The organism is Caballeronia sp. S22 (genome assembly GCF_964261745.1).
In the GTDB taxonomy this organism is placed as follows: Bacteria; Pseudomonadota; Gammaproteobacteria; order Burkholderiales; family Burkholderiaceae; genus Caballeronia; species Caballeronia jiangsuensis.
Genome location: NZ_OZ180035.1, coordinates 1,171,409 through 1,195,739, shown reverse-complemented (window position 1 = coordinate 1,195,739; position 24,331 = coordinate 1,171,409). Strand labels below are relative to the sequence as shown.

Below are 24,331 nucleotides of genomic sequence, written 5' to 3'. Positions count from 1 at the left end.
CCGTTGCTCCGGTCACTCCAGGTGACCTCTTATCGTGACACGGGCGCCGATGAAGACGCCCGCGCCGCACTTCTTTTTTGCCGCAGATGCTCAGTTGAAATCGTTCTCGAGGAACGAGCCGCTCTTCACCGCGCGATCGATGGTGATCAGCGTCTTGAGCAGCGCTTCCATGTGATGCAGCGGCACCGCATTCGGGCCGTCCGACTTCGCGCATGCCGGGTCTGGATGCGTCTCCATGAAGAGACCCGCGACGCCCGTCGCGACTGCTGCGCGCGCGAGCACCGGAACGAACTCGCGCTGACCGCCCGAACTCGTGCCCTGCCCGCCCGGCAACTGTACCGAATGCGTTGCGTCGAACACGACCGGCGCGTTGGTTTCGCGCATGATCGCGAGCGAGCGCATATCGGACACGAGGTTGTTATAGCCGAACGACACACCGCGCTCGCACGCCATGAAACGGTCTTCCGACAGACCCGCTTCACGCGCGGCGTCGCGCGCCTTGTCGATCACGTTCTTCATATCGTGCGGCGCGAGGAACTGGCCCTTCTTGATGTTCACCGGCTTGCCCGAGCGCGCGCACGCGTGGATGAAATCGGTCTGACGGCACAGGAACGCGGGCGTCTGCAGCACGTCCACGACCGATGCGACCGCTTCGATCTCGTGCTCCGCGTGCACGTCCGTGAGGACCGGCACGCCTAGTTGCTTCTTCACTTCGCCGAGAATGCGCAGCCCTTCGTCCATGCCGAGGCCGCGAAACGACTTGCCCGAGCTGCGGTTCGCCTTGTCGTAGGACGACTTGTAGATGAACGGCACGCCGAGCTTCTCGGTCATTTCCTTGAGGCGCCCGGCGACGTCGATCGTCATTTGCTCCGATTCGACGACACACGTGCCCGCGATCAGAAAAAACGGCTTATCGAGACCGGCTTCGAAGTGACACAGCTTCATGCTTGCGCTCCCGCGGTCGCCGCAGCCCTGGCCGGCGCCTTCGCATCGCCGGATTCGGCGTGCGCGCGCGCCGCTTCGACGAACGCCTTGAAGAGCGGATGCCCGTCGCGCGGTGTCGACGTGAATTCAGGGTGGAACTGCACGCCGACGAACCACGGGTGCAGCGACTGCGGCAACTCCATCATTTCGGGCAGATCCTCGCTCGGGGTACGGGCGCTGATGATAAGCCCGCCGGCCTCGAGCTGGGGCACGAAACGGTTATTGACTTCATAACGGTGACGATGACGCTCGTTCACATCGGTGCCATAGATGCGTCCGGCCATCGTGCCGGGCTTGATCGGGCACTTCTGCGAGCCGAGGCGCATGGTGCCGCCGAGATCCGACTCTTCGTTGCGCTTCTCGATACGGCCCGCGCGGTCGTACCACTCGGTGATGAGCGCGACGACCGGATTCTTCGTGTCCTGATCGAACTCGGTGCTGTTCGCATCGGCGAGACCGGCGACATCGCGAGCGAATTCGATCACCGCGAGCTGCATGCCGAGGCAGATGCCGAGATACGGCGTCTTCGATTCGCGTGCGTATTTGATCGCCTTGATCTTGCCTTCCGTGCCGCGCCGGCCGAAACCGCCCGGAACGAGCACGGCGTCGAGATGCTTGAGCGCATCGGTGCCTTCGGCGTCGATCTGCTCGGAATCGATGTACTCGATATTGACCTTAGTCGACGTGTGAATCGCGGCGTGACGCAGCGCTTCGATCAGCGACTTGTACGACTCGGTCAGCTCGACATACTTGCCGACCATGCCGATGGTCACTTCGCTCTTCGGGTTCTCGAGCTTCTCGACGAGGTTCGACCACATCGACAGATCGGCCGGCGGCGGCGAGAGCTTGAGCGCTTCGCAGATGATGTCGTCGAGGTGCTGGTCGTTCAGCATCTGCGGAATCTTGTAGATGCTGTCCGCGTCCCACACGGAAATGACCGCGTCTTCGGGCACGTTCGAGAACATCGAGATCTTGGCGCGCTCGTCGTCCGGAATCGGGCGGTCCGCGCGGCACAGCAGCACGTTCGGATAGATACCGATTTCGCGCAGCTTCTGCACGCTGTGCTGCGTGGGCTTGGTCTTCAGCTCGCCCGCGGTCGCGATGAAAGGCACGAGCGTGAGATGCACGAAACACGCGCTGTTGCGACCCATGCGCAGGCTCATCTGACGCGCGGCTTCGAGGAACGGCAGCGACTCGATGTCACCCACCGTGCCGCCGACTTCCACGATCGCGACATCCGGCTGACCGCATGTCGCCGCTGCGGCGCCACGCTCGACGAAAGCCTGGATTTCGTTGGTGATGTGCGGAATGACCTGCACCGTCTTGCCCAGATATTCGCCGCGGCGTTCCTTGCGGATCACCGATTCGTAAATCTGGCCCGTGGTGAAGTTATTGGCCTTGCGCATCTTCGTGCTGATGAAGCGCTCGTAGTGGCCGAGGTCGAGGTCGGTCTCCGCTCCGTCTTCCGTCACGAACACTTCGCCGTGCTGAAACGGGCTCATCGTGCCAGGGTCGACGTTGATGTAGGGATCGAGCTTGAGGAGAGTGACTTTCAGACCGCGCGATTCGAGGATCGCGGCGAGGGAGGCGGCGGCAATACCCTTGCCAAGGGACGAAACTACGCCGCCGGTGACGAATACATATTTGGTCATCGCTAGATGCTCGCGGGAAAAACGGATTATACCGTAAAGGCAGGTTCCCACGAAGCGCACCAGACGCGGAGATTGACTACAAAACCGCGCTTTTCCACGTCATTTTTGTGGAACGTCGCGCCGGCCGTTCGTCAAGGCCCGCATGCGTGCTCGTGCCCTTTTGAGCGCTTCGTCATGGCGATGGCTGCATCGCTTTAAGCAGGCGCTGCACTGCGCGCGCGGTGTCGATCGGGCGCTCCATCGGAAAGAGATGGCTGCCTTCCATCCATTCGATGCGCGCCCCCGCGATGCGCCGCGTCATGCCGAGCCCGACCTGCCGCACTTCGCGCGAACGCGTCCCCGCGATGAAGCCCACCGGCACCGGCACGCCGTGCGCGACGCGCGCGCCGAGCGTGTGCGGCAGCGTGCGATAGATCAGATATTCGATGTGACGATCGAACGCGAGCGAGCGCGCGCCGTTCGCATGCGTCTGCGGAATGCCGAAATCGATGTAGTCCGACAACATTCGCTCGTCCCAGCGCGCGAATGCGGGCTTCGACAGAAAGTGCCGCCATGCGGCGTCGCGGCTTTCCCACTGCGTGCGGCGTTTTCTGGTTGCGGCGGCGGGCGACAGGCGCTCGTCGAGTCCCGTCCATTGCGTGACGCGCAGGAGACTGCTCCGCCAGCCCGCGATCACGGGCGAATCGAGCATCACGACGCCCTTCACCCATTGCGGACGTTTCAGCGCGGCCATCAGCGACACATAGCCGCCCAGCGAATGCCCGACGAGCCATACCTTCGGATGCGCGTCGTCGGCTTCGCGTCGATAGCGGCTCATGTCATCGATGAGTTGATCGACGAGATACGGCCAGTCGCGTGTCACCGGAAAGCGCGCGTCATGCCCGATGCGCTCGATGCTGCGAACTTCGTAATCGTCGGAAAGCTCCGCGAAAATCGTGCGATAGACCGATGCCGGAAAACCGTTCGCGTGCGAGAAATGGATGATGTCTTTCAAGCGTGTCTCTGTTTTTTCAGCGCGCCATCCAGTAGCGCGCGTGGCTTTGCCGGTAGCGCTCGAACGTGATCTGCGAACCGATTTCGCTGCGTGCCGCGCCGTCTTCATCACTGCGCGAAAGCACGATATCGCGCATCTGGTAACGCGCGAACACGGTCGGATGCGGATGGTGAAAGCGGTTGCGATAGCCTACCTGAAATATCGCCACGAACGGCCCGACAGAATCGAGGAAAGGCTCGGTCGATGAAGTGCGGCTGCCGTGATGCGGAACGATCAGCACGTCGGCACGCAAGGCGTCGCGCTCGCGAGCAATCAGCGCGCGCTCGACATCCGCTTCGATATCGGCCGCGAACAGCGCCGCGCGCCCCGCCGCGTTCGTCACTCGAAGCACGCACGACTGATAGTTCGGCTTGCCCGAAAGCGGCCTCGGTTCGGGCCACAGCACGCGGAATTCGACGCCGTCCCAGGTCCAGCGCTGCCCCGCCGCACAGCGCAGCGTTTGCGCGCCGCGTGCGCGCGCGTTCGGCCACAACGCGTCCTTCGCGGGCAACGACGCCAGAAACTGGCGCACGGCGATCGACTGCAATACGGCGGGCGCGCCGCCTGCGTGATCCGAATCCGAATGGCTGATGACGAGCGCATCGAGCGCGCGAATGCCCGCGGCCTGCAGATAAGGCACGACGATGCGCTCGCCCGCGTGCGTCGATTCGGGGCCGGGACCGGCATCGAAGAGCAAGGTGTGCCGCGCCGTCTCGACGACGAGCGCCGAGCCCTGCCCGATATCGAGCGCGGTGACCCGAAATGCGCCTGCGGGCGTGGGATGCGCGGCGGGCGCGAGGAGCGGCAGCCAGGTCAGCGGCGCAGCGAAGCGCAGCGGCCAGCCGCGCGGCGCGAGCGCCCATGCGACGCCGATGCACGCCGCCGCGAGCGCGAACGCATCCGGCCGCGGCAGAACCCAGAGCGGCGACGGCACGGCATCGGCGAGGCGCGAGAGTCCATCGCAGAGCAGCGACAGCGCGGCATGCGCGGCTTGGAGCATCGGCGCATCGAGCGGCGCGGGCAGCACGAGGCCCGCGAGCGTCGCGGGCGTCACGAGCACGCTGATCCACGGTATCGCGAACGCGTTCGCGAGCGGGCCGAGCAACGGAATCTGCGAGAACCAGTAGACCGTGAGCGGCGCGATCGCGATCGTCACCGCGTACTGCACGCGCACGCTCGATGTGACGTGACGCCGGGCGCGGCGGCAAAATCGCGCGAAGGCCGGAAGCACTGTGCGTGTCGCCGAGTGCGCCGGGCGCTGCCCGACTTCGCTCGGATCGACGCGATCCCACTGATCGATGTCGTCGCGATCTTCTGGTTGCGCGCGCGACTCGACTCGTCCCGCCGACGCGATCGCGTGCAGAATCGCCGCCACGGCGCAGAACGACAGCCAGAATCCCGGCGATGTCACCGCCCACGGATCGGCGACGAGCACTATCGCGAGCGCCCACAAAAGCACCAGCGACGACGCGGGGCGCCGTCCGCAGAGAAACGCGACGGCGAGGATCAGCAGCATGCATAGCGTGCGTTGCGCCGGCACGTTGAATCCTGCGAGCGCGGCATAGCAGGCGGCGAAGACGGCCGCACCGGTCACGGCCACCTTGGGCGCGGCCGCGATCAATGGCGCCGGCACGCCCCGCAGCCTCAGGCGCTTCCACACGAAGCCGACGATCAACGCCGCCAGTCCCGCGACGAACCCGATGTGCAGCCCCGATATCGCGACGAGATGACTCGTGCCGGTCGCGCGCATGATGGCCCAGTCGGCATCGCTGACCGCGTCCTGCGCGCCCACCGCGAGCGCGACGATGATCCCGCGATGCGGCGCACGCCCGAGCACGGTTTCGATGCGATCGCGCATGCGCGCACGCAGCCGGTCGATCATCAGACGCGGACCGGTCGCATCGGGACTGAGGCGCCGCGGCACGTGCGCAGCCGACACATTGCCCGTCGCGCGAATGCCGCGTTCGAGCAGGCTCGCTTCGGCATCGCGCAGGCCGAAGTTCGCGGTGGCGTGCGCGCGTTTCAGACGCGCGGTCAGTGTCCATCGCTCGCCAGCGCGAAAAGTCGCGCGATCCGGCGACGGCCAGAGCAATCGCACGATGCTCGGAAAGTTGCGCAGACCCGCGCCGTTCGCCTCGACTTCGAAAAGAAAGCGCGTGCCGTCCGCCTGTTGCTCGGGAAGCCCGCGCACGAAACCCGTCAGCTCGATGTCGCGCTGCTCGTACGCGACGGGCAATTGCTCGCGCAGCCGGACTTCGGCACGCATCGCGGCGTACGCGAAGCCGAGCGCACAAGCGCCGATGACGAAGCTCGCGATTCGCACACGCGGCTTCATCGCGCCGAGCGTCATCGCGACGACGAACGTTGCGCAGACTGCGAACCACGCGATGCCATCCGGCAAGCGAGCCTGCTGCTGCAGGCCCCAGACGCCCAACGCAAATCCCAGCAGAATCGCCCGCACTTCTTCCTCTTCGTTTTCGTTGCCGCAGACGCACGCGCTTAGAGACGAACGTCGATCGGAACGATTATGAAGAGGCGGGCGCGAGCCGTGGGAGCGCGGCGTGCGCGTTAGCCGTTGTGCCTAGGGCGAGCGCGTTTTCGTCGATGCCTCGCAACTGCGCGAGCACCTTCGCGATTTGCGCGACCTGATCCGGCGTGTTGCGCTGCTTGTAGCGCCACGAAGGCGCGATGTCGGGCGCATCGGTTTCGAGCACGATCGCGTCGAGCGGAAGCTCCGTCGCGAGACGGCGAATCTGCCGCGCGCGTTCGAACGTGAGATTGCCGCCGAAGCCGAGACGCATGCCCTGCGCGATGAACGCCTCGGCCTGCTGGAAACTGCCGTTGAACGCGTGCGCGATGCCGCGATGAATGTCGTGCACGCGCAAGCCTTTCAGCACCTTGTCCTGCGACTTGCGCACGTGGCAAATCACGGGCAGATCGAACTCGCGCGCGAGCTTCAATTGTTCGTTGTAGAAGAATTGCTGGCGCGCGTCGTCGAGCGTCGGCACGAAATAATCCAGCCCGATCTCGCCGATGCCGACGAACAGCGGATCGTCGAGACTCGCTGCGATCTCGTCGCGCAGCACGCGCAGATCGTCTTCCCGCGCGCCCGGCGTGAAAAGCGGATGAATGCCGAGCGCATACGCGCCGCCCGCGATGCGATGCGCGAGCGCGCGCACCGTCGCGATGTTGCCGCGATCGACGCCCGGAATCACGATGCGCGTCACGCCCGCATCGAGCGCCGCGCCGGCGACGGCATCGCGGTCGGCATCGAACTCTCCGGCATCGAGATGACAGTGCGTATCGATCCACATGACGCCTCCCGCACAGGAAACGCGTTATACCGGCACGGGCGGCTCTTCGTGCAGCACGCCGTCGCGCAGGCGCATGATGCGGTCGCAGCGCGCGGCGAGATCGGGATCGTGCGTGACGATCACGAAGCTCGTTTCGAGCGTCTGCGACAGCTCCAGCATCAGGTTGAAGACGGTGTCGGCCGTGCCGCCGTCGAGATTGCCGGTGGGTTCATCGGCGAGCACACAGGCCGGACGCGTGACGAGCGCGCGCGCGATCGCCACACGCTGCCGCTCGCCGCCCGACAATTCGCCCGGCCGATGCTTCGCGCGGTGCCCGATGCCCACGCGTTCCAGCATCTCCTGCGCCTGCCGGCGCGCGTCGTCTTCGGCCATGCGGCGGATGCGCAACGGCATCGCGACGTTATCGAGCGCCGTGAATTCCGGCAGCAGATGATGGAACTGATACACGAAGCCGAGCGCACGGTTGCGCAGCTCGTTGCGCTCCTTCTCCTTCAGCTCGGTGAACGGCTTGCCGAGCAGCGAAACCTTGCCCGCGCTCGGCTCGTCGAGCCCGCCGAGCACGTGCAGCAGCGTGCTCTTGCCCGAGCCCGACGCGCCGACGATCGCGAGCTTCTCGCCCTTCATCACGTCGAGTTGCGCGTTGTTGAGCACGGGCACGTTGAAGCCGCCCTGCACGAACGTCTTCGAAATGGCCGATGCCTGCAGAACGAGATTGTTGGCCGGAATCAGGTCACTCATAGCGCAGCGCCTCCGCCGGACGAACCTTCGCGCCGCGCCAGCTCGGATAGAGCGTCGCGAGCGACGACAACACGAAAGCGATGACACCGATCTTGGCGACATCCCCCGGCACGAGCTCCGACGGCAGTTCGCTGATGAAGTACACCGAAGACGGCAGGAACTGGACGTTGAATAGATGCTCGATCATCGGCACGAGCCACGGAATGCTCCACGCGACGAGACAGCCGAAAGTCACGCCGAGCGCCGTGCCGATGAAGCCGATCGTCACGCCCTGCACGACGAAGATCTTCATGATCGAGCCGGGCTGCGCGCCGAGCGTGCGCAGGATGGCGATATCGGCCTGCTTGTCGGTGACGGTCATCACGAGCGAGGACACAAGATTGAACGCCGCCACCGCGATGATCAGCGTGAGAATGATGAACATCATGCGTTTTTCGATCTGCACGGCGGAGAACCACGTCTTGTTCTGCTGCGTCCAGTCGCGGATGTAGAGATCGCCCGACAGCGTGCGCGCGAGCTGACGCGCGACTTCGGGCGCGCGCTGCATGTCCTTCAGGCGCAGGCGCACGCCGGTGGGCGCGGGCAGGCGAAAGAGCGCTTCGGCGTCGTGGATTTCGATGAGCGCGAGCGTCGAGTCGTATTCATAGTGACCGGACTCGAAGACGCCGACCACGGTGAACTGCTTGAGCCGCGGCATCATCCCCGCCGGGGTGATGGTGCCTTCGGGCGCGACGAGCGTGATCTTGTCGCCGTCCGTCACGCCGAGATTCGCTGCGAGATCCTTGCCGAGCACGATGCCGAATTCGCCCGGCTTGAGGTCCGTGAGCTTGCCCGCGCGCATCTCCTTGCCGATGTCCGACACTTCCGGCTCGAGCGACGGCTCCACGCCGCGCAGCGCGACGCCGCTCACCGCCCCCTGGCGCGTGAGCAATGCCTGCGCTTCGACATAGGGCGCCGCGCCGACCACTTCCGGATTGCGGCGCGCTTCCTGCGCGGTCAGTTGCCAGTTGGGCATGGAGCCGGTCGGCGAGAAGATTTCGACGTGCGCGAGCACCGAAAGCATCCGGTCGCGCACTTCCTTCTGGAAGCCGTTCATGACCGACAGCACGACGATCAGCGCGGCGACGCCGAGCGCGATGCCCGCCATCGACACGAGCGCTATGAAGGAGATGAAGCCGTTGCCTGTGGTGCGTTTGCTGGCGCGCGTGTAACGCCAGCCGATCTGCCATTCGTACGGAAGTTTCAAGCGATTCCTTTCTGCTGCTGTCCAGCGTTGTCATGCCCCGATGGCGCGAATTTGCGAAAGTTTGCCATACATGACGCGAACGGTACGGCAGCGAACGCCGAACGCCGCGTGGCGTGCACGGCCGTGGTCATGTCAGCGCAGGCTCACGCGGCACCACTGATAGACGGTGACGCCCTTCCCGATTCCGGCGCGGTAGCGCGCGCACGACGCCGTGTCGAGCACGAAGCCGTAGCGCCCGAATGCCGACGCCGCGCGATCGGCGAGCGAGCGGTTCTCGGCGTCGCTGTCGCGGACATCGTCGGCGCGCAGGCCGAGGTGACAGCGCTTCGGGCCGGCCGGATCGTCGCGGTAGCTCGCGCGCAGGCGCAGACGATCCACCGTCCAGCGCAGTGCGCCGCAACCGCCCGCGCCCGACGTCAGGCCGACGCTGTCGAGAATGGCGTTCGTGCGCACCATGCTGTCGGCTCGCCAGTTGTAGCTTCCATCGATCAGGGCGAAGGCGGAGCCGCCGCGCGAGCGGACCATGTCGCGCACGCGTTCGTCGAAGGCCGGACCGCGCGGGAAACTGCTGTCGATCTGCGTGAACGCGACGTCGACCGGAAAGCGGGTCGCGAGCCAGGCCCACGCGGTGGTCTCGCTGTAGATGATCGCGGTCGTGCGCGCGGGTTCGGCAAGCGCCGGCAGTTCGGCGTGATAAAGCGGGTCCGCCCAGCCTTCATGCCCCCAGGTCCGCACGCCGCCCAGAACGGTCACCGCCACCGCCCCGCCGATGATCCATGCCGCCACGCGCCGCGCCAGCCGATCGTCGAGCAGCCGTTGCAGCAACACGAAGGTGACGATGGGCGTCAGCACTTCGACGGCGACGACGTATCGGTAGATGCTGAAGCCCTTCATCCACAGCACATACCCGAGCGCGACGAACACGATGACGAAGCGCGAGCGCGCATCGAGCCGCGCCATCCGGCGTCCGCGAAACCGCGCGATCGCGCATGCCGCGACCCAGATCCAGAACAGGGCATAGACGAGCGGCCAGACGATCTGACGGACCGGCGATTCGCCGACGCGCCTCGGATCGGCGGCGATCACGAACGGCCACAGCACGGTTTCGAGCAGGTCGCGCGGCAGCCAGCGCAGGTCGCCGTTGAGCGGCACCGTCAGCGAATTGGGAAACCACTTCGCGAAGAGCGGAAAAAACGGGTTGCCGAACAAGCGCCACATGTGGAAGAGCCAGTAACCGCCCGTCACCGCGAATCCGGCCAGCGAGCCGACGCCGAAAACGAACGCGAGCCGCACGCGCACCCCAGCCGACGCGGGATAAGCGAGCAGCGCCACGCACAGCGCCATGGCGAAGATTGCGTTGGTGAGCTTGAGGCCCACGCCGAGTCCGCACACGAAGCCGCAAGCCGCGACGACGAGCCAGCCGCGCAGCCGCACCGACGACAGCGATTCCCAGTTGGCGAGCAGGAGGAGCAGGCTCGCGAGGATGAGGAGCGCGGTCGTATCGTCGCCCATCGAGTTGCCGATGCCCGTCAGGAAACTCGGACTCAGCGCGCCCGCGAGCGCGAGCAGCAGCGGCACGCGATTCGCGTCTTCCGGCGCTCGTTGCGGCACCGCGAAGCGCGCGATATGGAACAGGAGCACGAACACGAGGCCGTGCAGCGCGCCCATTGAGAAGCCCACGACGCGCGACGGCAGATGCGTATTCAGCCAGTACACCCCGGTGTCGAGCATCGGGTTGAAGAACGATTGCATGCCCGCGGGCGCGAAATCGATCGACAGCTTGCCGTTGATCCACGCGAACGGGTTGTAGAGGTGATAGTTGAAAAGATCCCAGTTGGCGTCCGCGCCGAGCAAGAGCGAATACAGGCCGAAGAGCACGGGCGCCAGAACCAGCGTGCGGGCCCGCACGCGCGACGAATTCAGATCGAGCGCCTTCAGTTGCGCCCAACGCGAGGACGAAGCGGGACTATTGGTTGGCTGCATTGGACTGCTTGTTTCGATGTTTGAAGACCCACCATTTGACGGTGGCGAAATTGACGACCATGCCGGCCAGCGAGCCCACCCCAACCGCGACGGTCGGCAGCCACGCGGCCGGGCGGCAGTTGATCACGACCGCCGTGTAGGCGAGATAGTTGACGCTCCCGCCGACGGAAGCCGCGGCGAGATAGCGCCACCATTCCGCCCAGGTCGAACGCTTCACAACGCCAGGGAAGCTGAAGCGCCGGTTGATCCGCCAGGTGGCGAACACGGCGCATAGAAACGACACGGCGCGGCCCGCGAAATAACCGAGGCCGAGCGTGAGCCCGAGCATCAGCACGCCTGCATCGACGATGAAACCTACCGCGCCCGCGATCGCGAAGCGAATGAATTGACCGCCCACGTCAGGAGGCATCCGGATAGTCGGCGGGGCCGGGCTGATTGAGATAGGCGAAGCGTTTCGTCTCGCGGCGCCCGTGCGTCACGGTATCGAGGACGATTCCGCACGTGAGCAGCAACGCGCCGAGCAACATGAGCGCCGCGCACAACACCGCGGTGGGCAGCCGCGGCACCATGCCGGTCTTGAAAAAGTCTTCGAGGACGGGCAACGCGAGCAGCAGCGAGGTCAACGCGCATGCGGCGAAACCGATCGAGAAAAACATCAGCGGACGCTCGGTCTTGAAGAGCTTGAAGATCGTGAGCAGGATCCGCCAGCCATCGCGATAGGTGTTGAGCTTGCTTTCCGAACCGGCTGGCCGCGAACGGTAGCGCGTATCCATCTCCGCAACGGGCATGCGCAATTCGAGCGCGTGGACCGTCAACTCGGTTTCCGTTTCGAATCCGGCCGCATGTGCCGGAAACGATTTCACATATCTGCGCGAGAACACGCGATATCCCGAGAGCATGTCGGTGAAGGTCCGCCCGAAAAGCGTCGCCACGAAGCGCGTCAGCAGTTGATTGCCGAAGCGATGGCCCAGCCGGTACGCCTCGCGCTCCTCTGAACGGCGCGCCCCGACGATCATGTCCAGTCCATTCGCCAGCAATTTCTCGACGAGCGCCGGCGCGGCGCTCGCATCGTAGGTGTCGTCGCCATCGACGAGCACGTAGACGTCCGCTTCCACGTCGGCGAACATGCGGCGGATCACGTTGCCCTTGCCCTGATCGGCGACTTGCCGCACCACGGCGCCCGCGCGTCGCGCGGCCCCGGCGGTGTCATCCGAAGAGCAATTGTCGAAGACATACACCTTCGCGTCGGGCAGCGCCGCGAGAAAACCCTGCACCACCGACCCGACCGTGACGGCTTCGTTATAGCAAGGCACCAGTACGGCAATGCGCACGTGACCGAAACGCGCGGCGCGCGGCGCCGTGGCGTTGCGGTGCGAAGGATCGGCCAACGTCTGCTCCATATCGGGTGTTCGAATATAAAAGGGGACTGCGCAAACATGTGATTTTACCTATCCCCATGCGCCCGGCGCACCGCGCCACATTTTGCGACGCGACCCGACGCGCGCATCGCGAGGCGTCTTCGCACACTTCGAGGCGGTCCGTCGCCCTGCCCGCTTTGCCCTACAATGCCGAGCATCATGCCCGTTCACGACCTTCATCTCCTGCTGCCGTTCGCGCTGCCGTCGGCCGCGGATGCCGCCATCGCCCTGCACGGACTGGAGAGCGCGGCGCTCGACAAGCTGCTCGCCCGCGCGACGCTCGAAGAACGCGTCATCGGCGAAGACTTCCAGCGAACGCTGCCGCACGAACGTTGGATCGCGCGGCGCTTCAACGCCGTCACGCCCGCCGATCAACGCTATGCCGACGACGCCCCGCTCGCGCCCTTCATGCTGCTCGCCGACGGCGGCACGCCCGGCGATGCTTCCTGGGCCTGCATCGAGCCGGTTCACGTACGCATCGCGCACGATCATCTCGTCCTGATCGATCCCGACACGCTCGGCGTGCATACGGAAGAAGCGCGCGCGCTCTTTCAGACCGCGCGGCCGGTGATCGAAGACCTGGGCGTCACGCTGCAAGCGCCCACGCCGTTGCGCTGGTATGTGTCGGGCGAAGCGCTCGGCTCGCTCGCGGGCGCATCGCCGCTGCGCGCGACGGGCCGCAACATCGAAATCTGGCTGCCGCACGAAGCGCGCACCGGCGAGCGCTCGCGCGCGTGGATGAAGCTGCAGAACGAAGTGCAGATGGCGTGGTTCGAGCATCCGCTGAACGTGGAGCGCGAAGCGCGCGGCCTGCCCGCGATCAACTCGATCTGGCTTCACGGACAAGGCGCGATGCGGCCCGTGGCGACGCCTTTCGCCCGCGTGATGTCCGACGCCGCCGCAACGCGCGGTCTCGCGCTCGCGTCGGGCGTGAAGCCGTCGATGCCGCCGGAGTCGTTTGCATCGCTGTCGAAAGACGGCTCGCAAGGCGCGACGCTCGTCGAGCTGAATCCGTTCTCCGCGCCGTTCATCGAACAGGACTGGGCGCGCTGGAACGCGTCGCTCAAGGAACTCGAAGCCGCGTGGTTCGCGCCCGCGCTGCAAGCGCTCACCGATGGCTCGCTCGGCCGCCTGAGCCTCACGCTGTGCGGCGACACCGGCTCGGTCACGCTCTCCGTCACGCGCTCCGATCTGCGCAAGTTCTGGCGGCGCCGTCCGGTCGCGGCGCTCTTCATCGAATAAGGCACACCCTGCAATGACGCGAATCGTTACGCGCGCCTCCTCTCCCGCCGATGCCGAAGCGCTGATGCGCCACGGCCTGCATCCCGTCATCGCGCGTCTGTACGCGTCGCGCGGCGTGAGTTCGCCCGATGAAGTCGAAACCGAATTCAAGCGCCTGCACGCGCCCGCCGGCCTGAAAGGCTGCGACGACGCCGCCGTCGTGCTCGCCGATGCGCTCGCGCAAGGCAAACGCATGCTCGTCGTCGCGGATTACGACTGCGACGGCGCCACCGCCTGCGCGGTCGCCGTGCGCGGCCTGCGCATGTTCGGCGCGACCATCGACTATCTGGTGCCGAACCGCTTCGAGTACGGCTACGGGCTCACGCCGGAAATCGTCGAGCTGGCCTCGCGTTCGAAGAACGGCCTGCCCGATCTGCTGATCACGGTCGATAACGGTATCGCGAGCGTGGACGGCGTCGCCGCCGCGAACGCGCTCGGCATCGACGTGCTCGTCACCGATCACCACCTGCCCGGCGACGAACTGCCCGCCGCGCGCGCGATCGTCAATCCGAACCAGCCGGGCTGCGAGTTTCCGAGCAAGTGCATCGCGGGCGTGGGCGTGATGTTCTATGTGCTGCTTGCGTTGCGCGCCGAGTTGCGCCGTCGCGGCGCATATGAAAGCGCGCCCGAGCCGCGCCTCGACGGCCTGCTCGATCTCGTCGCGCTCGGCACCGTCGCCGATGTCGTGAAGCTCGATTGCAACAACCGGATTCTCGTCGCACAAGGTCTGAAGCGGATTCGCTCGGGCCGCATGCAGCCGGGCATCGCGGCTCTGTTCCGCGCCGCCGGCCGCGATGCGCGCGCGGCGTCGGGCTTCGATCTCGGCTTCGCGCTCGGCCCGCGTCTGAACGCGGCGGGACGGCTGTCGGACATGTCGCTCGGCATCGAATGCCTGACGACCGACGATATCGGCCGCGCGTGGGAGCTCGCGCAGCAACTCGATTCGATGAACCGCGAGCGTCGCGAAATCGAGGCGGGCATGCAGCAGCAGGCGCTCGCCGAACTGCAGACGATCGATCCCGGCGAGCGCGCGACGCTCACGCTCTACGATGCGAGCTGGCATCAGGGCGTGATCGGCATCGTCGCGGGGCGGCTGAAGGAGCGCTTCCACCGGCCGTCGTTCACTTTCGCCCACGCCGACGACAGCGGCACGCTCTGCAAGGGCTCCGGCCGCTCGATTCCGGGTTTTCATCTGCGCGACGCCGTCGATCTGATCAGCAAGCGCGAGCCCGGCCTGATCCACAAGTTCGGCGGCCACGCGATGGCCGCGGGCCTGACGATGTCCACCGCCGACATTCCGCGCTTCACCGAAGCCTTCGAAGCGATCGGGCGCGAATGGCTGACGGTCGAGGCGCTTTCGCGCACCGTCGAAACCGATGGCGAACTGGAGGACGCGTACTTCACGCCGCAATTCGTCGACATGCTCGATGCCGCGGTCTGGGGACAGGGCTTTCCCGCGCCTACTTTTTCCGGCGAATTCGAAGTCGCGTCGCAGGCGCTCGTGAAGGAGAAGCATCTGAAGCTGTCGCTGTTGCGCGGGCGGCAGCGTTTCAACGCGATCTGGTTCAATCACGTCGATCCGCTGCCGCCGCGCGCGACCGTCGCGTACCGGCTCGTCAGCGATTCGTGGAACGGCGTCGCGCGGGTGCAACTGATCGTCGAGCACGCGGGCTGAGAAGGCGGGCGAGGTGCCGGCCGAGCCGGGGAAACCCTGTCAATCGGCTATAATTTCATCTTTTTACGAAGCCGAAGATCGACAATGGAAGCGGAACGTCTCAACGCGATCGAAAGCCTTCTGGCCGACCTGCGCCGCCGCGCGGGCGAGCTACGGGGGTATCTTTGACTACGACGCCAAGTCCGCGCGTCTAGTCGAAGTCAACAAGGAACTCGAAGACCCGAACGTCTGGAACGACTCGAAGAACGCCCAGGCGCTCGGTCGTGAAAAGAAGCTGCTCGACGGCGTGGTCTCGACAATCAGCGCGCTCGACAACGACCTGCGCGACGCCAGCGACCTGTTCGAGATGGCGCACGAGGAAAACGACGAGGACACGCTCGTCGCGTGCGAATCCGACGCCGATGCGCTGCGCGTTCGCGTCGAAGACATGGAATTCCGCCGGATGTTCTCGAACCCGGCCGATCCGAACAACTGCTTCATCGACATTCAGGCGGGCGCGGGCGGCACCGAAGCGTGCGACTGGGCGTCCATGCTGCTGCGCCAGTATCTGCGCTACTGCGAGCGCAAGGGCTTCAAGACCGAAGTCCTCGAAGAATCCGAAGGCGATGTCGCCGGCATCAAGAGCGCGACGATCAAGGTCGAAGGCGAATACGCGTACGGCTATCTGCGCACCGAAACAGGCATTCACCGCCTCGTGCGCAAGTCGCCGTTCGATTCGTCGGGCGGCCGGCATACGTCGTTCTCGTCGGTGTTCGTGTATCCGGAAATCGACGATTCGATCGAGATCGAAATCAATCCCGCCGATATCCGCACGGACACGTATCGCGCATCGGGCGCGGGCGGCCAGCACATCAACAAGACCGATTCGGCGGTGCGTCTCACGCACGCGCCCACCGGCATCGTCGTGCAGTGCCAGAACGACCGCTCGCAGCACCGCAATCGCGCGGAAGCCATGCAGATGCTCAAGGCGCGTCTCTACGAATTCGAGATGCGCAAGCGCCAGGCCGAACAGGACAAGCTCGAATCGAGCAAGACCGATGTGGGCTGGGGCCATCAGATCCGCTCTTACGTGCTAGACCAGAGCCGCGTGAAGGATCTGCGCACCAACGTCGAAATGAGCAACACGCGCGCCGTGCTCGACGGCGACCTCGACGACTTCATCGGCGCGAGCCTGAAACAGGGCGTTTGATGCCTTGCAGCGGCGTGGCCTTCCGGTCGCGCCGCTTTCGTTTCATCCCGTCGCGCATTTGCCGCATTAAAAGCCAAGAATCATCATGACCGAACCGACTCAACCGGGCGCCGCTCCCGAACTGGAAGAGAACCAGATCATCGCCGAGCGACGCGACAAGCTGCGCTCGCTGCGCGAGCAAGGCGTCGCCTATCCGAACGATTTCCGCCCGACGCATCAGGCCGCGGCGCTCCAGAGCGAGTACGCCGAATCGGACAAAGACGCGCTCGAAGCAAATCCCCTGCCCGTCGCGATCGCCGGGCGCATGATGCTCAAGCGCGTGATGGGCAAGGCCAGCTTCGCGACGGTTCAGGACGGCAGCGGCCAGATCCAGTTCTTCGTGACGCCCGCCGATGTCGGCGCCGAAACCTACGATGCCTTCAAGAAGTGGGATCTGGGCGACATCGTCGCCGCGCAAGGCGTGCTGTTCCGCACGAACAAGGGCGAGCTGTCGGTGCGCTGCACGGAATTGCGACTGCTCTCGAAGGCGCTGCGCCCGCTGCCGGACAAATTCCACGGTCTCGCCGATCAGGAAATGCGCTATCGCCAGCGTTATGTCGATCTGATCGTCACGCCGGAGTCGCGCAAGACGTTCATGGCGCGCACGAAAGCCGTCACGTCGATCCGCAATTTCATGTCGCAGGCGAACTTCATGGAAGTCGAAACGCCGATGCTGCACCCGATTCCGGGCGGCGCGGCGGCCAAGCCTTTCACAACGCATCACAACGCGCTCGACATGCAGATGTTCCTGCGCATCGCGCCCGAGCTGTATCTGAAGCGGCTGATCGTCGGCGGCTTCGAGCGCGTGTTCGAGATCAACCGCAATTTCCGGAACGAAGGCGTGTCGCCGCGTCACAATCCGGAATTCACGATGATGGAGTTCTACGCCGCGTACACCGATTACCGCTGGCTGATGGACTTCACCGAGCAGCTGATCCGCCAGGCCGCGGTCGATGCGCTCGGCACCGCGACCATTACGTATCAAGGCCGTGAGCTCGATCTGAGCAAGCCGTTCCATCGCCTGACGATCAATCAGGCGATCCAGAAGTACGCGCCCCAGTACACCGACGCGCAGTTGACGGACGCCGCGTTCCTGCGCACGGAACTGAAGAAGTTCGGCGTCGATACGAACCAGCCCGCTTTCCTCAACGCCGGCGTCGGTTCGCTGCAACTCGCGCTGTTCGAAGAGACGGCGGAATCGCAATTGTGGGAACCGACGTATATCGTCGATTACCCGATCGAGGTGTCGCCGCTCGCGCGCGCATCGGATTCGGTGCCGGGCATCACCGAGCGCTTCGAGCTGTTCATCACGGGGCGCGAGATCGCCAACGGCTTCTCGGAGCTGAACGATCCGGAAGATCAGGCTGCGCGCTTCCAGAAGCAGGTCGATCAGAAAGACGCGGGCGACGAAGAAGCGATGTACTTCGACGCCGACTACATTCGCGCGCTCGAATACGGCATGCCGCCGACGGGCGGCTGCGGCATCGGCGTCGATCGTCTGGTGATGCTGCTGACCGACAGCCCGAGCATCCGAGATGTGATTCTGTTCCCGCATCTGCGTCGCGAAGATTGAGTTTCTGGCTCGATCGAATCGGCATAGGGGACGGCCACAAGGCCGTACCCCTGCCACACCACCCGGCATGCGGGTCCGCACCGGGCGGTTCGGGAAGTTGAGGTCAGCAGAGCCGGGGGACGCCAAGCCGGTCGAAGTAAGCGATGGTCATCACGCTCTTGAGCAGCCGGTCGCTGTTGCGCCACCAGCGACGACTGTTAGCCGCCACCTGTCGCGCCACATCGGCCGGCGCAGCCAGCGCGCGCAGTTTCCCGGTAGATGGTTGAGCCACGGCGCCAGTGCTTGAGCTGGATGGAGCGCAATCGATGGCGCAGCCACTCGTCCAATGAACGCCAGACCTTCGGTGTCTGCGCCAGCCGGAAGTAAGCCTTCCACCCCCGCACATAAACCCGCAGCCGTTCCACCACGTCCTTCATGCTGCGCCCGCCATTACGACGGGTCAGTTCACGAATGCGGTGCCTGAACGTCAGCAGCGCTTTGAGCGCCACCTTGCGTTTCACGACCCCGCCGGGCGCTACCCACAGGCTGTAGCCCAGAAACTTGCGACCAAATACACTCGCCACCGCGCTTTTGGGCTCGTTGACCTTCAGGCGCAGTCGACCATACAGGCGTCGCAGCAACGCCATCACCCGCTCGCCTGCGCGACGACTGCGAACATAGACGTTCGCATCGTCGGCATAACGTGCAAAGCAATGACCCCGCCGCTCCAGTTCCTTATCCACCTCGTCAAGCAGCACGTTGGCCAGCAACGGCGATAGCGGCCCGCCCTGCGGCGTGCCCTGATCCCGCTGCTGGAACATCCCGTCATCCATGATGCCGCTGTTCAGATACGCACGGATCAGCCGGATCACGCCCGCATCATCGATTCGTTTCTGTAGACGGTCGATCAGAATGTCGTGGTTGACCCGGTCGAAGAATTTCTCCAGATCAACGTCCACCACGACTCGCCGGCCCGACTGCACGTACGATTGCGCGGCTAACACCGCGTCGTGCGCACGCTTTCCAGGACGAAAGCCGTAGCTGTGCTCGCTGAAGGTGGGGTCCAGAATCGGTTGCAGTACTTGCAGCAGCGCCTGCTGGATCAACCGATCCATCACCGTCGGGATGCCAAGCTCGCGCTCGCCTCCGTCCGGTTTCGGTATCGTTACCCGTCGCACCGGACTGGGCCGGTACGTCCCCTTGAGCAACTGTTCGCGGATCGCAGGCCACGCGCTCACCAGATGACGCGACGTCTGATCAATGTCCAGACCATCCACGCCAGCGGCTCCCTTGTTGGCCCGCACCCGTTTGAACGCCTGCTTCAGGTTCTCTCTCGTCAGCGCCGCTTCCAGCAGCGCTGAGCCTATGTCCCCGGATTCATGTCGCGGGCAGCAGGCTTCGTCGCTCACGGGCATAGGCGCAGCTTCACCGCGCGTGGCTCCCGTTCGCCCCGCTTGCGCGGGCATCTGACGCAATACCTGTCGCATCGACATGACGCTGGACACTCCCTCCCGTTTGGCCCTTCGTCACTAGCTTCGGCCTCATCGACCTGTCCTGTGACTACTATGGCCGCTGCTGACTTCTCACTCCGGCTCGACGCCGTTGCCCTTTCAGGCATGAGGTGAGATCTCCCCAGGTAAGAGCGCACTCCTTCATCGCACAACCGCCGCATCTACGCCGCTTCGCCTTGGTCACGAGAGCTTCACGGTCCTTGGCCCGCTCGCCCTGCTCAGCAGCGCCTTCTATACGGTTCTTGTTCATCGGCTCGCGATTTATGCTCCACGCTTCCTCCCCACACTCGGTCGCCCTCATGCAGTTGCGCTTCGCTTCGTTCGCTGTGACCAGCTTACGGCGGGACTTACACCCACAGGAGTGCGCCCATGCTGGGCGCACAAAGCAAGAAAAGCGCGCCCACTGAGGCGCGCTTTTTTTCGCCTGGCAGATTCTGATGTAACCGATGGTAAATATTTCAAGGCCGACGCGGGAGCGGGTGGCGTGTCGGCATGTGCTGCCGGGGCTGGCATCGGACGTGCTTTTTTCGATGCACGTCACATCCGCGAAATTGTTACAAGCCGAAAAAGCGAAAAATTCGGGTTTCCCCCAGAATTAGCTGTAACGGCCGGCATCGGAAGCCGCAACTTGCCTCGAATCGGAGGTTCGACAATGGATAACGGAACCAACAAACTCAGTACGTCGCCCTCTTCCGGCGGCGCTCAGCCGCAGCAGCGGCGTCTGCATCCGCTCGTCGCGACGGCAGCGGGCGCGGTCATCGTCGCGAGCCTCGTGGCGACTGCCGCGATGACGGGATTGTTCCCGAAGGCATCGAGCAATTCGGCGCAGAATCCGCAGACGCAGACGGCACCGGTCGCGCAACAGCCAGTGGTCGATTCCGCCGCGCCGAGTCCGGCGCAGCAGGCCACGGCCGCGCAACAACAGGCGGCACAGCAACAGGCAGCGCAACAACAGGCAGCGCAGCAGCAAGCAGCTCAGCAACAGGCTGCTCAGCAGGCAGCCGCGCAACAAGCGGCCCAGCAGCAGGCGCAACAAGCACCGGCACAGCCGCAACCCGCACAGCCTTCGTATGCGCAGCAACAGCCGCAGCACCACGCGTATTGCTCGACGTGCGGCACCGTCGAGGCAATCTCCGCCGTCAAGCAGGAAGGCCACGGAACGGGTATCGGCGCGGTCGGTGGCGCGGTCGCGGGCGGCGTCGTCGGCAACCAGTTCGGCGGCGGCGGCGGCCGTACCGCGATGACGCTCCTCGGCGCGCTCGGCGGCGGTCTGGCGGGCAACTCCGTCGAAAAGCATCTGCGTAGCGAGACCGACTATTCGGTGCGCGTGCGGATGGAAAACGGCCATACGCGCACTTTCACGTACAAGAACCCGCCGCCGTTCCAGCAAGGCGAACGCGTGCATATTCAGAACGGGACGCTGGTCGCCGGTTGATCGACGACGCGCGTTGAAAAGCAAAAAGGCGGCAAACCTCTCGGTTGCCGCCTTTTTTCCGTCGTCTCGACTGATTCCGCTCAATGCTCCCGCTGCGAACTGCGCGCCGGATTCTGCCTGCCGCGTATCGCGAGATATCCCCACCAGATGTAGCCCGAAAAGCCGTACAGCACGAACAGGCAGAACAACATGACCGGCGGATCGGATGACACCAGCACGAACGCCACCACGATCAGCAGCACGCCCGCGAACGGCACGCGATAACGCACGTCGAGCGCCTTGCCGCTGTAGAACGGCGCGTTCGACACCATCGTCACGCCCGCGTACACGGTCAGCGCGAACGCGACCCACGGCAACCACACGAGCTTGAGCGGCACGCGATTATCCGTCGCGAGCCAGACGAAGCCGGCGATGAGCGCCGCCGCGGCCGGCGAAGGCAAACCCTGGAAATAACGCTTGTCGACCACGCCGATGTTCGAATTGAAGCGCGCGAGCCGGAGCGCCGCGCCCGAGCAATACACGAACGCCGCGAGCCAGCCCCAGCGCCCAAGGTCTTTCAAGACCCATTCGTACATCACGAGCGCGGGCGCGACGCCGAACGACACCATGTCCGACAGGCTGTCGAACTGCTCGCCGAACGCACTCTGCGTGTGCGTCATGCGCGCGACGCGCCCGTCCATCCCGTCGAGCACCATCGCGACGAAAATGGCGATGGCCGCGATCTCGAAACGGACGTTCATCGCCTGAACGACAGCGAAGAAGCCGCAGAACAAAGCCGCCGTGGTGAACGCGTTGGGCAGCAGATAAATGCCGCGCTTCCTCAGAAACTGCTGCCGCTTCGCGCGACGCGTCTCCACGGCGCCCACGTCCTGAGCGGCCTTGTTGCGGCGGAACGCGCGCGGAGTCGTCGCGTTCGCGCGGTTACGGCGCGGTTTGAATGCCGCCATCGAATCCCCCGCGTTATTCCGCGAACTCGGCGAGGATCGTCGACGAAGCCGAAACCTTCTCGCCGATCGACACGCGCGGGCGGCTGCCCACCGGCAGATACACGTCGACGCGCGAGCCGAAGCGGATGAAGCCGTAGCGCTGTCCGCGCGTGAGCGGCTCGCCGACGTGCACGTAGCACAGAATGCGTCGCGCGATCAGACCCGCGATCTGCACCGACGTGACGGTATGCCCGCTCGCCGTCTGCAGCACGACCGCGTTGCGCTCGTTCTCGGTCGAGGCTTTATCGACGGCCGCATTCAGATACGCGCCCGGAAAGTACTGAACCTTCGTGATCGCGCCGTCCACCGGCGAGCGCTGCGAGTGCACGTTGAACACGTTCATGAACACGCTGATCTTGAGCGCCTCGCGGCCCACGTACGGATCGTGCGCGGTTTCGACCGCGACGATCCGCCCGTCGGCCGGACACAGCACCGCGTTGGGCTGGGTCGGAATCGGGCGGGCCGGATCGCGGAAGAACTGGACGACGAAAATCACGATCAGCCAGAAGATCCAGGCGAAGCCGAAGCCGCCCATCGCTTGCACGAGGATGGCAACGACAGCCGCGATGGCGATGAACGGCCAGCCTTCGCGGGCAATGATCGGATGAGGATAGTTCATGAACGGGTTCTGTGTTTTATAAAAACCGTAGGATAGCAAAAGCCGCCCGGCGCACTGGGCTGCCGGACGGCTTTCGATAGAGCAAAAAACGTGACGCTTAGTTCTTCGACTGGTCGACGAGCTTGTTCTTCGCGATCCACGGCATCATCGCGCGCAGCTTTTCGCCGACTTGCTCGATCTGATGCTCGGAGGTCAGGCGGCGGCGCGATTGCAGCGTCGGCGCGCCGGCGCGGTTCTCGATGATGAAGCTCTTCGCGTATTCGCCGGTCTGGATGTCCTTCAGCACGGCCTTCATCGCCTTCTTCGTCTCTTCCGTGACGATGCGCGGACCCGTCACGTACTCGCCGTATTCGGCGTTGTTCGAGATCGAGTAGTTCATGTTGGCGATGCCGCCTTCATAGATCAGGTCGACGATCAGCTTCAGTTCGTGCAGGCACTCGAAGTACGCCATTTCCGGCGCGTAGCCCGCTTCCACCAGCGTTTCGAAGCCGGCCTTGATCAGGTCGACGGTGCCGCCGCACAGAACCGCTTGCTCGCCAAACAGGTCAGTTTCCGTTTCTTCACGGAAGTTCGTCTCGATGATGCCGGCACGGCCGCCGCCGTTCGCCACAGCGTACGACAATGCGACATCGCGTGCCGAACCCGACTTGTCTTGTGCAACGGCGACCAGGTGCGGCACGCCGCCGCCCTGGCTGTACGTGTTGCGCACGGTGTGGCCCGGCGCTTTCGGCGCGATCATGATGACGTCCAGATCCGCACGCGGGATCACCTGGCCGTAATGGATGTTGAAGCCGTGCGCGAAGGCCAGCGCCGCGCCCTGCTTGGCGTTGTCGTGCACTTCGTTCTTGTAGACTTCGGCGATCTGCTCGTCGGGCAGAAGCATCATGACGACGTCGGCGCCCTTCACGGCTTCGGCCACTTCCTTCACCTTGAGGCCCGCGTTCTCGGCCTTGCTCCACGATGCGCCGCCACGGCGCAGACCCACCGTCACGTTCACGCCGCTGTCCTTCAGGTTGAGCGCGTGCGCATGGCCTTGCGAGCCATAACCGATGATGGTGACTTGCTTGCCCTTGATAAGGGAGAGGTCGGCGTCCTTGTCGTAGAAAACTTTCATGGTGGTTCCTTGAGTCCTGATGCGTTGAATGGTTGCGCTACTTTGCTGCAAATGAATGGGTGAGACGCCGTTACACCTTGAGAATCCGCTCGCCCCGGCCGATGCCGGAGCTGCCCGTGCGAACCGTTTCGAGGATCGCGGTGGCGTCGAGCGCCTGAATGAACGCGTCGAGCTTGTCGGACGCGCCGGTCAGTTCCATCGTGTAGGTTTTCTCGGTCACGTCGATGATGCGGCCGCGGAAAATGTCCGCCATGCGCTTCATCTCTTCGCGTTCCTTGCCGACCGCCCTTACCTTGATGAGCATCAGCTCGCGCTCGATGTGGGCGCCCTCTGTCAGGTCGACCACTTTCACCACCTCGATCAGGCGGTTCAGGTGCTTCGTGATCTGTTCGATCACGTCGTCCGAGCCAATCGAGACGATGGTCAGCCGCGACAGCGAACTGTCTTCGGTCGGCGCCACCGTCAGCGTTTCGATGTTATAGCCGCGCGCCGAAAAGAGCCCGACGACGCGCGATAACGCGCCCGGTTCGTTTTCCAGCAAAACGGAGATGATGTGTTTCAT

General features: G+C 64.7%; 19 protein-coding genes and 1 pseudogene. 5 read left to right on the top strand and 15 right to left on the bottom strand.

The features are described 5' to 3' along the window. Nucleotides 1-90 precede the first annotated feature (90 nt). The 10 genes from kdsA to ACEN42_RS05595 form a co-directional block, all read right to left on the bottom strand. Entirely contained in the window at nt 91-945 is an 855-nt protein-coding gene (kdsA, locus tag ACEN42_RS05640; protein ID WP_035503085.1) for a 3-deoxy-8-phosphooctulonate synthase, read from the bottom strand. Continuing rightward, nucleotides 942-2,636: a CTP synthase gene (locus ACEN42_RS05635; protein WP_187608811.1), complete on the bottom strand. Its 1,695-nt coding sequence runs from the start codon at nt 2,634-2,636 to the stop codon at nt 942-944. Before ACEN42_RS05635 ends, kdsA begins: the two co-directional genes overlap by 4 nt. Nucleotides 2,637-2,808: 172 nt before the next feature. Continuing rightward, nucleotides 2,809-3,630 (bottom strand): alpha/beta fold hydrolase, encoded by an 822-nt coding sequence (locus ACEN42_RS05630; RefSeq protein WP_371880844.1) that lies wholly within the window; start codon nt 3,628-3,630, stop codon nt 2,809-2,811. A gap of 16 nt (nt 3,631-3,646) precedes the next feature. Next, the gene (locus ACEN42_RS05625) at nt 3,647-6,130 is read right to left on the bottom strand and encodes a DNA internalization-related competence protein ComEC/Rec2 (protein ID WP_371880843.1); all 2,484 of its coding nucleotides are present in this window, start codon (nt 6,128-6,130) and stop codon (nt 3,647-3,649) included. Nucleotides 6,131-6,194: 64 nt separating this feature from the next. Beyond that, nucleotides 6,195-6,983 (bottom strand): TatD family hydrolase, encoded by a 789-nt coding sequence (locus ACEN42_RS05620; protein ID WP_371880842.1) that lies wholly within the window; start codon nt 6,981-6,983, stop codon nt 6,195-6,197. Nucleotides 6,984-7,007: 24 nt separating this feature from the next. After that, nucleotides 7,008-7,721 (bottom strand): lipoprotein-releasing ABC transporter ATP-binding protein LolD, encoded by a 714-nt coding sequence (gene lolD / locus ACEN42_RS05615; RefSeq protein ID WP_035510050.1) that lies wholly within the window; start codon nt 7,719-7,721, stop codon nt 7,008-7,010. Continuing rightward, the gene (locus tag ACEN42_RS05610) at nt 7,714-8,967 is read right to left on the bottom strand and encodes a lipoprotein-releasing ABC transporter permease subunit (protein ID WP_250483804.1); all 1,254 of its coding nucleotides are present in this window, start codon (nt 8,965-8,967) and stop codon (nt 7,714-7,716) included. Before ACEN42_RS05610 ends, lolD begins: the two co-directional genes overlap by 8 nt. Before the next feature lie 132 nt (nt 8,968-9,099). Further along, entirely contained in the window at nt 9,100-10,950 is a 1,851-nt protein-coding gene (locus ACEN42_RS05605; RefSeq protein ID WP_371880841.1) for a hypothetical protein, read from the bottom strand. After that, nucleotides 10,934-11,347: a GtrA family protein gene (locus ACEN42_RS05600; RefSeq protein WP_187608876.1), complete on the bottom strand. Its 414-nt coding sequence runs from the start codon at nt 11,345-11,347 to the stop codon at nt 10,934-10,936. Before ACEN42_RS05600 ends, ACEN42_RS05605 begins: the two co-directional genes overlap by 17 nt. Before the next feature lies 1 nt (nt 11,348). Further along, nucleotides 11,349-12,350, bottom strand: coding sequence for a glycosyltransferase family 2 protein (locus tag ACEN42_RS05595; protein WP_371880840.1), 1,002 nt, complete (start codon nt 12,348-12,350; stop codon nt 11,349-11,351). Nucleotides 12,351-12,515: 165 nt separating this feature from the next. Between ACEN42_RS05595 and ACEN42_RS05590 the strand changes: the two genes are divergently transcribed. The 4 genes from ACEN42_RS05590 to lysS all read left to right on the top strand — a co-directional run bounded on the left by ACEN42_RS05590 (nt 12,516) and on the right by lysS (nt 18,125). Then, entirely contained in the window at nt 12,516-13,610 is a 1,095-nt protein-coding gene (locus ACEN42_RS05590; protein WP_250483806.1) for a regulator, read from the top strand. Between the two features lie 13 nt (nt 13,611-13,623). Then, nucleotides 13,624-15,324, top strand: a complete 1,701-nt coding sequence (gene recJ / locus ACEN42_RS05585) for a single-stranded-DNA-specific exonuclease RecJ (protein ID WP_371880839.1) — start codon at nt 13,624-13,626, stop codon at nt 15,322-15,324. An 84-nt stretch (nt 15,325-15,408) separates the two neighbouring features. Next, nucleotides 15,409-16,513 (top strand): peptide chain release factor 2 gene (prfB, locus tag ACEN42_RS05580; protein WP_187608802.1). Its coding sequence is split into 2 segments (ribosomal slippage): nt 15,409-15,489 and nt 15,491-16,513, totalling 1,104 coding nucleotides; the frame shifts between segments, so codons are not numbered across the junction. Between the two features lie 85 nt (nt 16,514-16,598). Further along, the gene (gene lysS / locus ACEN42_RS05575; RefSeq protein WP_187608801.1) at nt 16,599-18,125 is read left to right on the top strand and encodes a lysine--tRNA ligase; all 1,527 of its coding nucleotides are present in this window, start codon (nt 16,599-16,601) and stop codon (nt 18,123-18,125) included. 103 nt (nt 18,126-18,228) lie between these two features. Here the strand turns inward: lysS and ltrA are convergent. Then, nucleotides 18,229-19,597: pseudogene (gene ltrA, locus ACEN42_RS05570) on the bottom strand (group II intron reverse transcriptase/maturase). Between the two features lie 670 nt (nt 19,598-20,267). Between ltrA and ACEN42_RS05565 the strand changes: the two are divergent. Then, nucleotides 20,268-21,050, top strand: coding sequence for a glycine zipper 2TM domain-containing protein (locus tag ACEN42_RS05565; protein WP_250483810.1), 783 nt, complete (start codon nt 20,268-20,270; stop codon nt 21,048-21,050). Between the two features lie 80 nt (nt 21,051-21,130). Here the strand turns inward: ACEN42_RS05565 and pssA are convergent, their stop codons facing one another. From pssA to ilvN, 4 genes are all read right to left on the bottom strand, one after another. Further along, nucleotides 21,131-21,997 (bottom strand): CDP-diacylglycerol--serine O-phosphatidyltransferase, encoded by an 867-nt coding sequence (gene pssA / locus ACEN42_RS05560; RefSeq protein ID WP_187608799.1) that lies wholly within the window; start codon nt 21,995-21,997, stop codon nt 21,131-21,133. 13 nt (nt 21,998-22,010) lie between these two features. Then, nucleotides 22,011-22,655: a phosphatidylserine decarboxylase gene (locus ACEN42_RS05555; protein ID WP_035510022.1), complete on the bottom strand. Its 645-nt coding sequence runs from the start codon at nt 22,653-22,655 to the stop codon at nt 22,011-22,013. 97 nt (nt 22,656-22,752) lie between these two features. Then, entirely contained in the window at nt 22,753-23,769 is a 1,017-nt protein-coding gene (gene ilvC / locus ACEN42_RS05550) for a ketol-acid reductoisomerase (RefSeq protein WP_086973543.1), read from the bottom strand. Between the two features lie 70 nt (nt 23,770-23,839). Continuing rightward, nucleotides 23,840-24,331 carry an acetolactate synthase small subunit gene (ilvN, locus tag ACEN42_RS05545; RefSeq protein WP_008341906.1) on the bottom strand — a complete coding sequence of 164 codons (492 nt, stop codon included), beginning with the start codon at nt 24,329-24,331 and terminating at the stop codon, nt 23,840-23,842.

Coding starts and splice junctions, on each gene's coding strand:
- kdsA (WP_035503085.1), bottom strand. CDS start 945: ATGAAGCTGTGTCACTTCGAAGCCGGTCTCGATAAGCCGTTTTTTCTG.
- ACEN42_RS05635 (WP_187608811.1), bottom strand. CDS start 2,636: ATGACCAAATATGTATTCGTCACCGGCGGCGTAGTTTCGTCCCTTGGC.
- ACEN42_RS05620 (WP_371880842.1), bottom strand. CDS start 6,983: ATGTGGATCGATACGCACTGTCATCTCGATGCCGGAGAGTTCGATGCC.
- lolD (WP_035510050.1), bottom strand. CDS start 7,721: ATGAGTGACCTGATTCCGGCCAACAATCTCGTTCTGCAGGCATCGGCC.
- ACEN42_RS05605 (WP_371880841.1), bottom strand. CDS start 10,950: ATGCAGCCAACCAATAGTCCCGCTTCGTCCTCGCGTTGGGCGCAACTG.
- ACEN42_RS05595 (WP_371880840.1), bottom strand. CDS start 12,350: ATGGAGCAGACGTTGGCCGATCCTTCGCACCGCAACGCCACGGCGCCG.
- ACEN42_RS05590 (WP_250483806.1), top strand. CDS start 12,516: ATGCCGAGCATCATGCCCGTTCACGACCTTCATCTCCTGCTGCCGTTC.
- recJ (WP_371880839.1), top strand. CDS start 13,624: ATGACGCGAATCGTTACGCGCGCCTCCTCTCCCGCCGATGCCGAAGCG.
- lysS (WP_187608801.1), top strand. CDS start 16,599: ATGACCGAACCGACTCAACCGGGCGCCGCTCCCGAACTGGAAGAGAAC.
- ACEN42_RS05565 (WP_250483810.1), top strand. CDS start 20,268: ATGGATAACGGAACCAACAAACTCAGTACGTCGCCCTCTTCCGGCGGC.
- pssA (WP_187608799.1), bottom strand. CDS start 21,997: ATGGCGGCATTCAAACCGCGCCGTAACCGCGCGAACGCGACGACTCCG.
- ACEN42_RS05555 (WP_035510022.1), bottom strand. CDS start 22,655: ATGAACTATCCTCATCCGATCATTGCCCGCGAAGGCTGGCCGTTCATC.
- ilvC (WP_086973543.1), bottom strand. CDS start 23,769: ATGAAAGTTTTCTACGACAAGGACGCCGACCTCTCCCTTATCAAGGGC.
- ilvN (WP_008341906.1), bottom strand. CDS start 24,331: ATGAAACACATCATCTCCGTTTTGCTGGAAAACGAACCGGGCGCGTTA.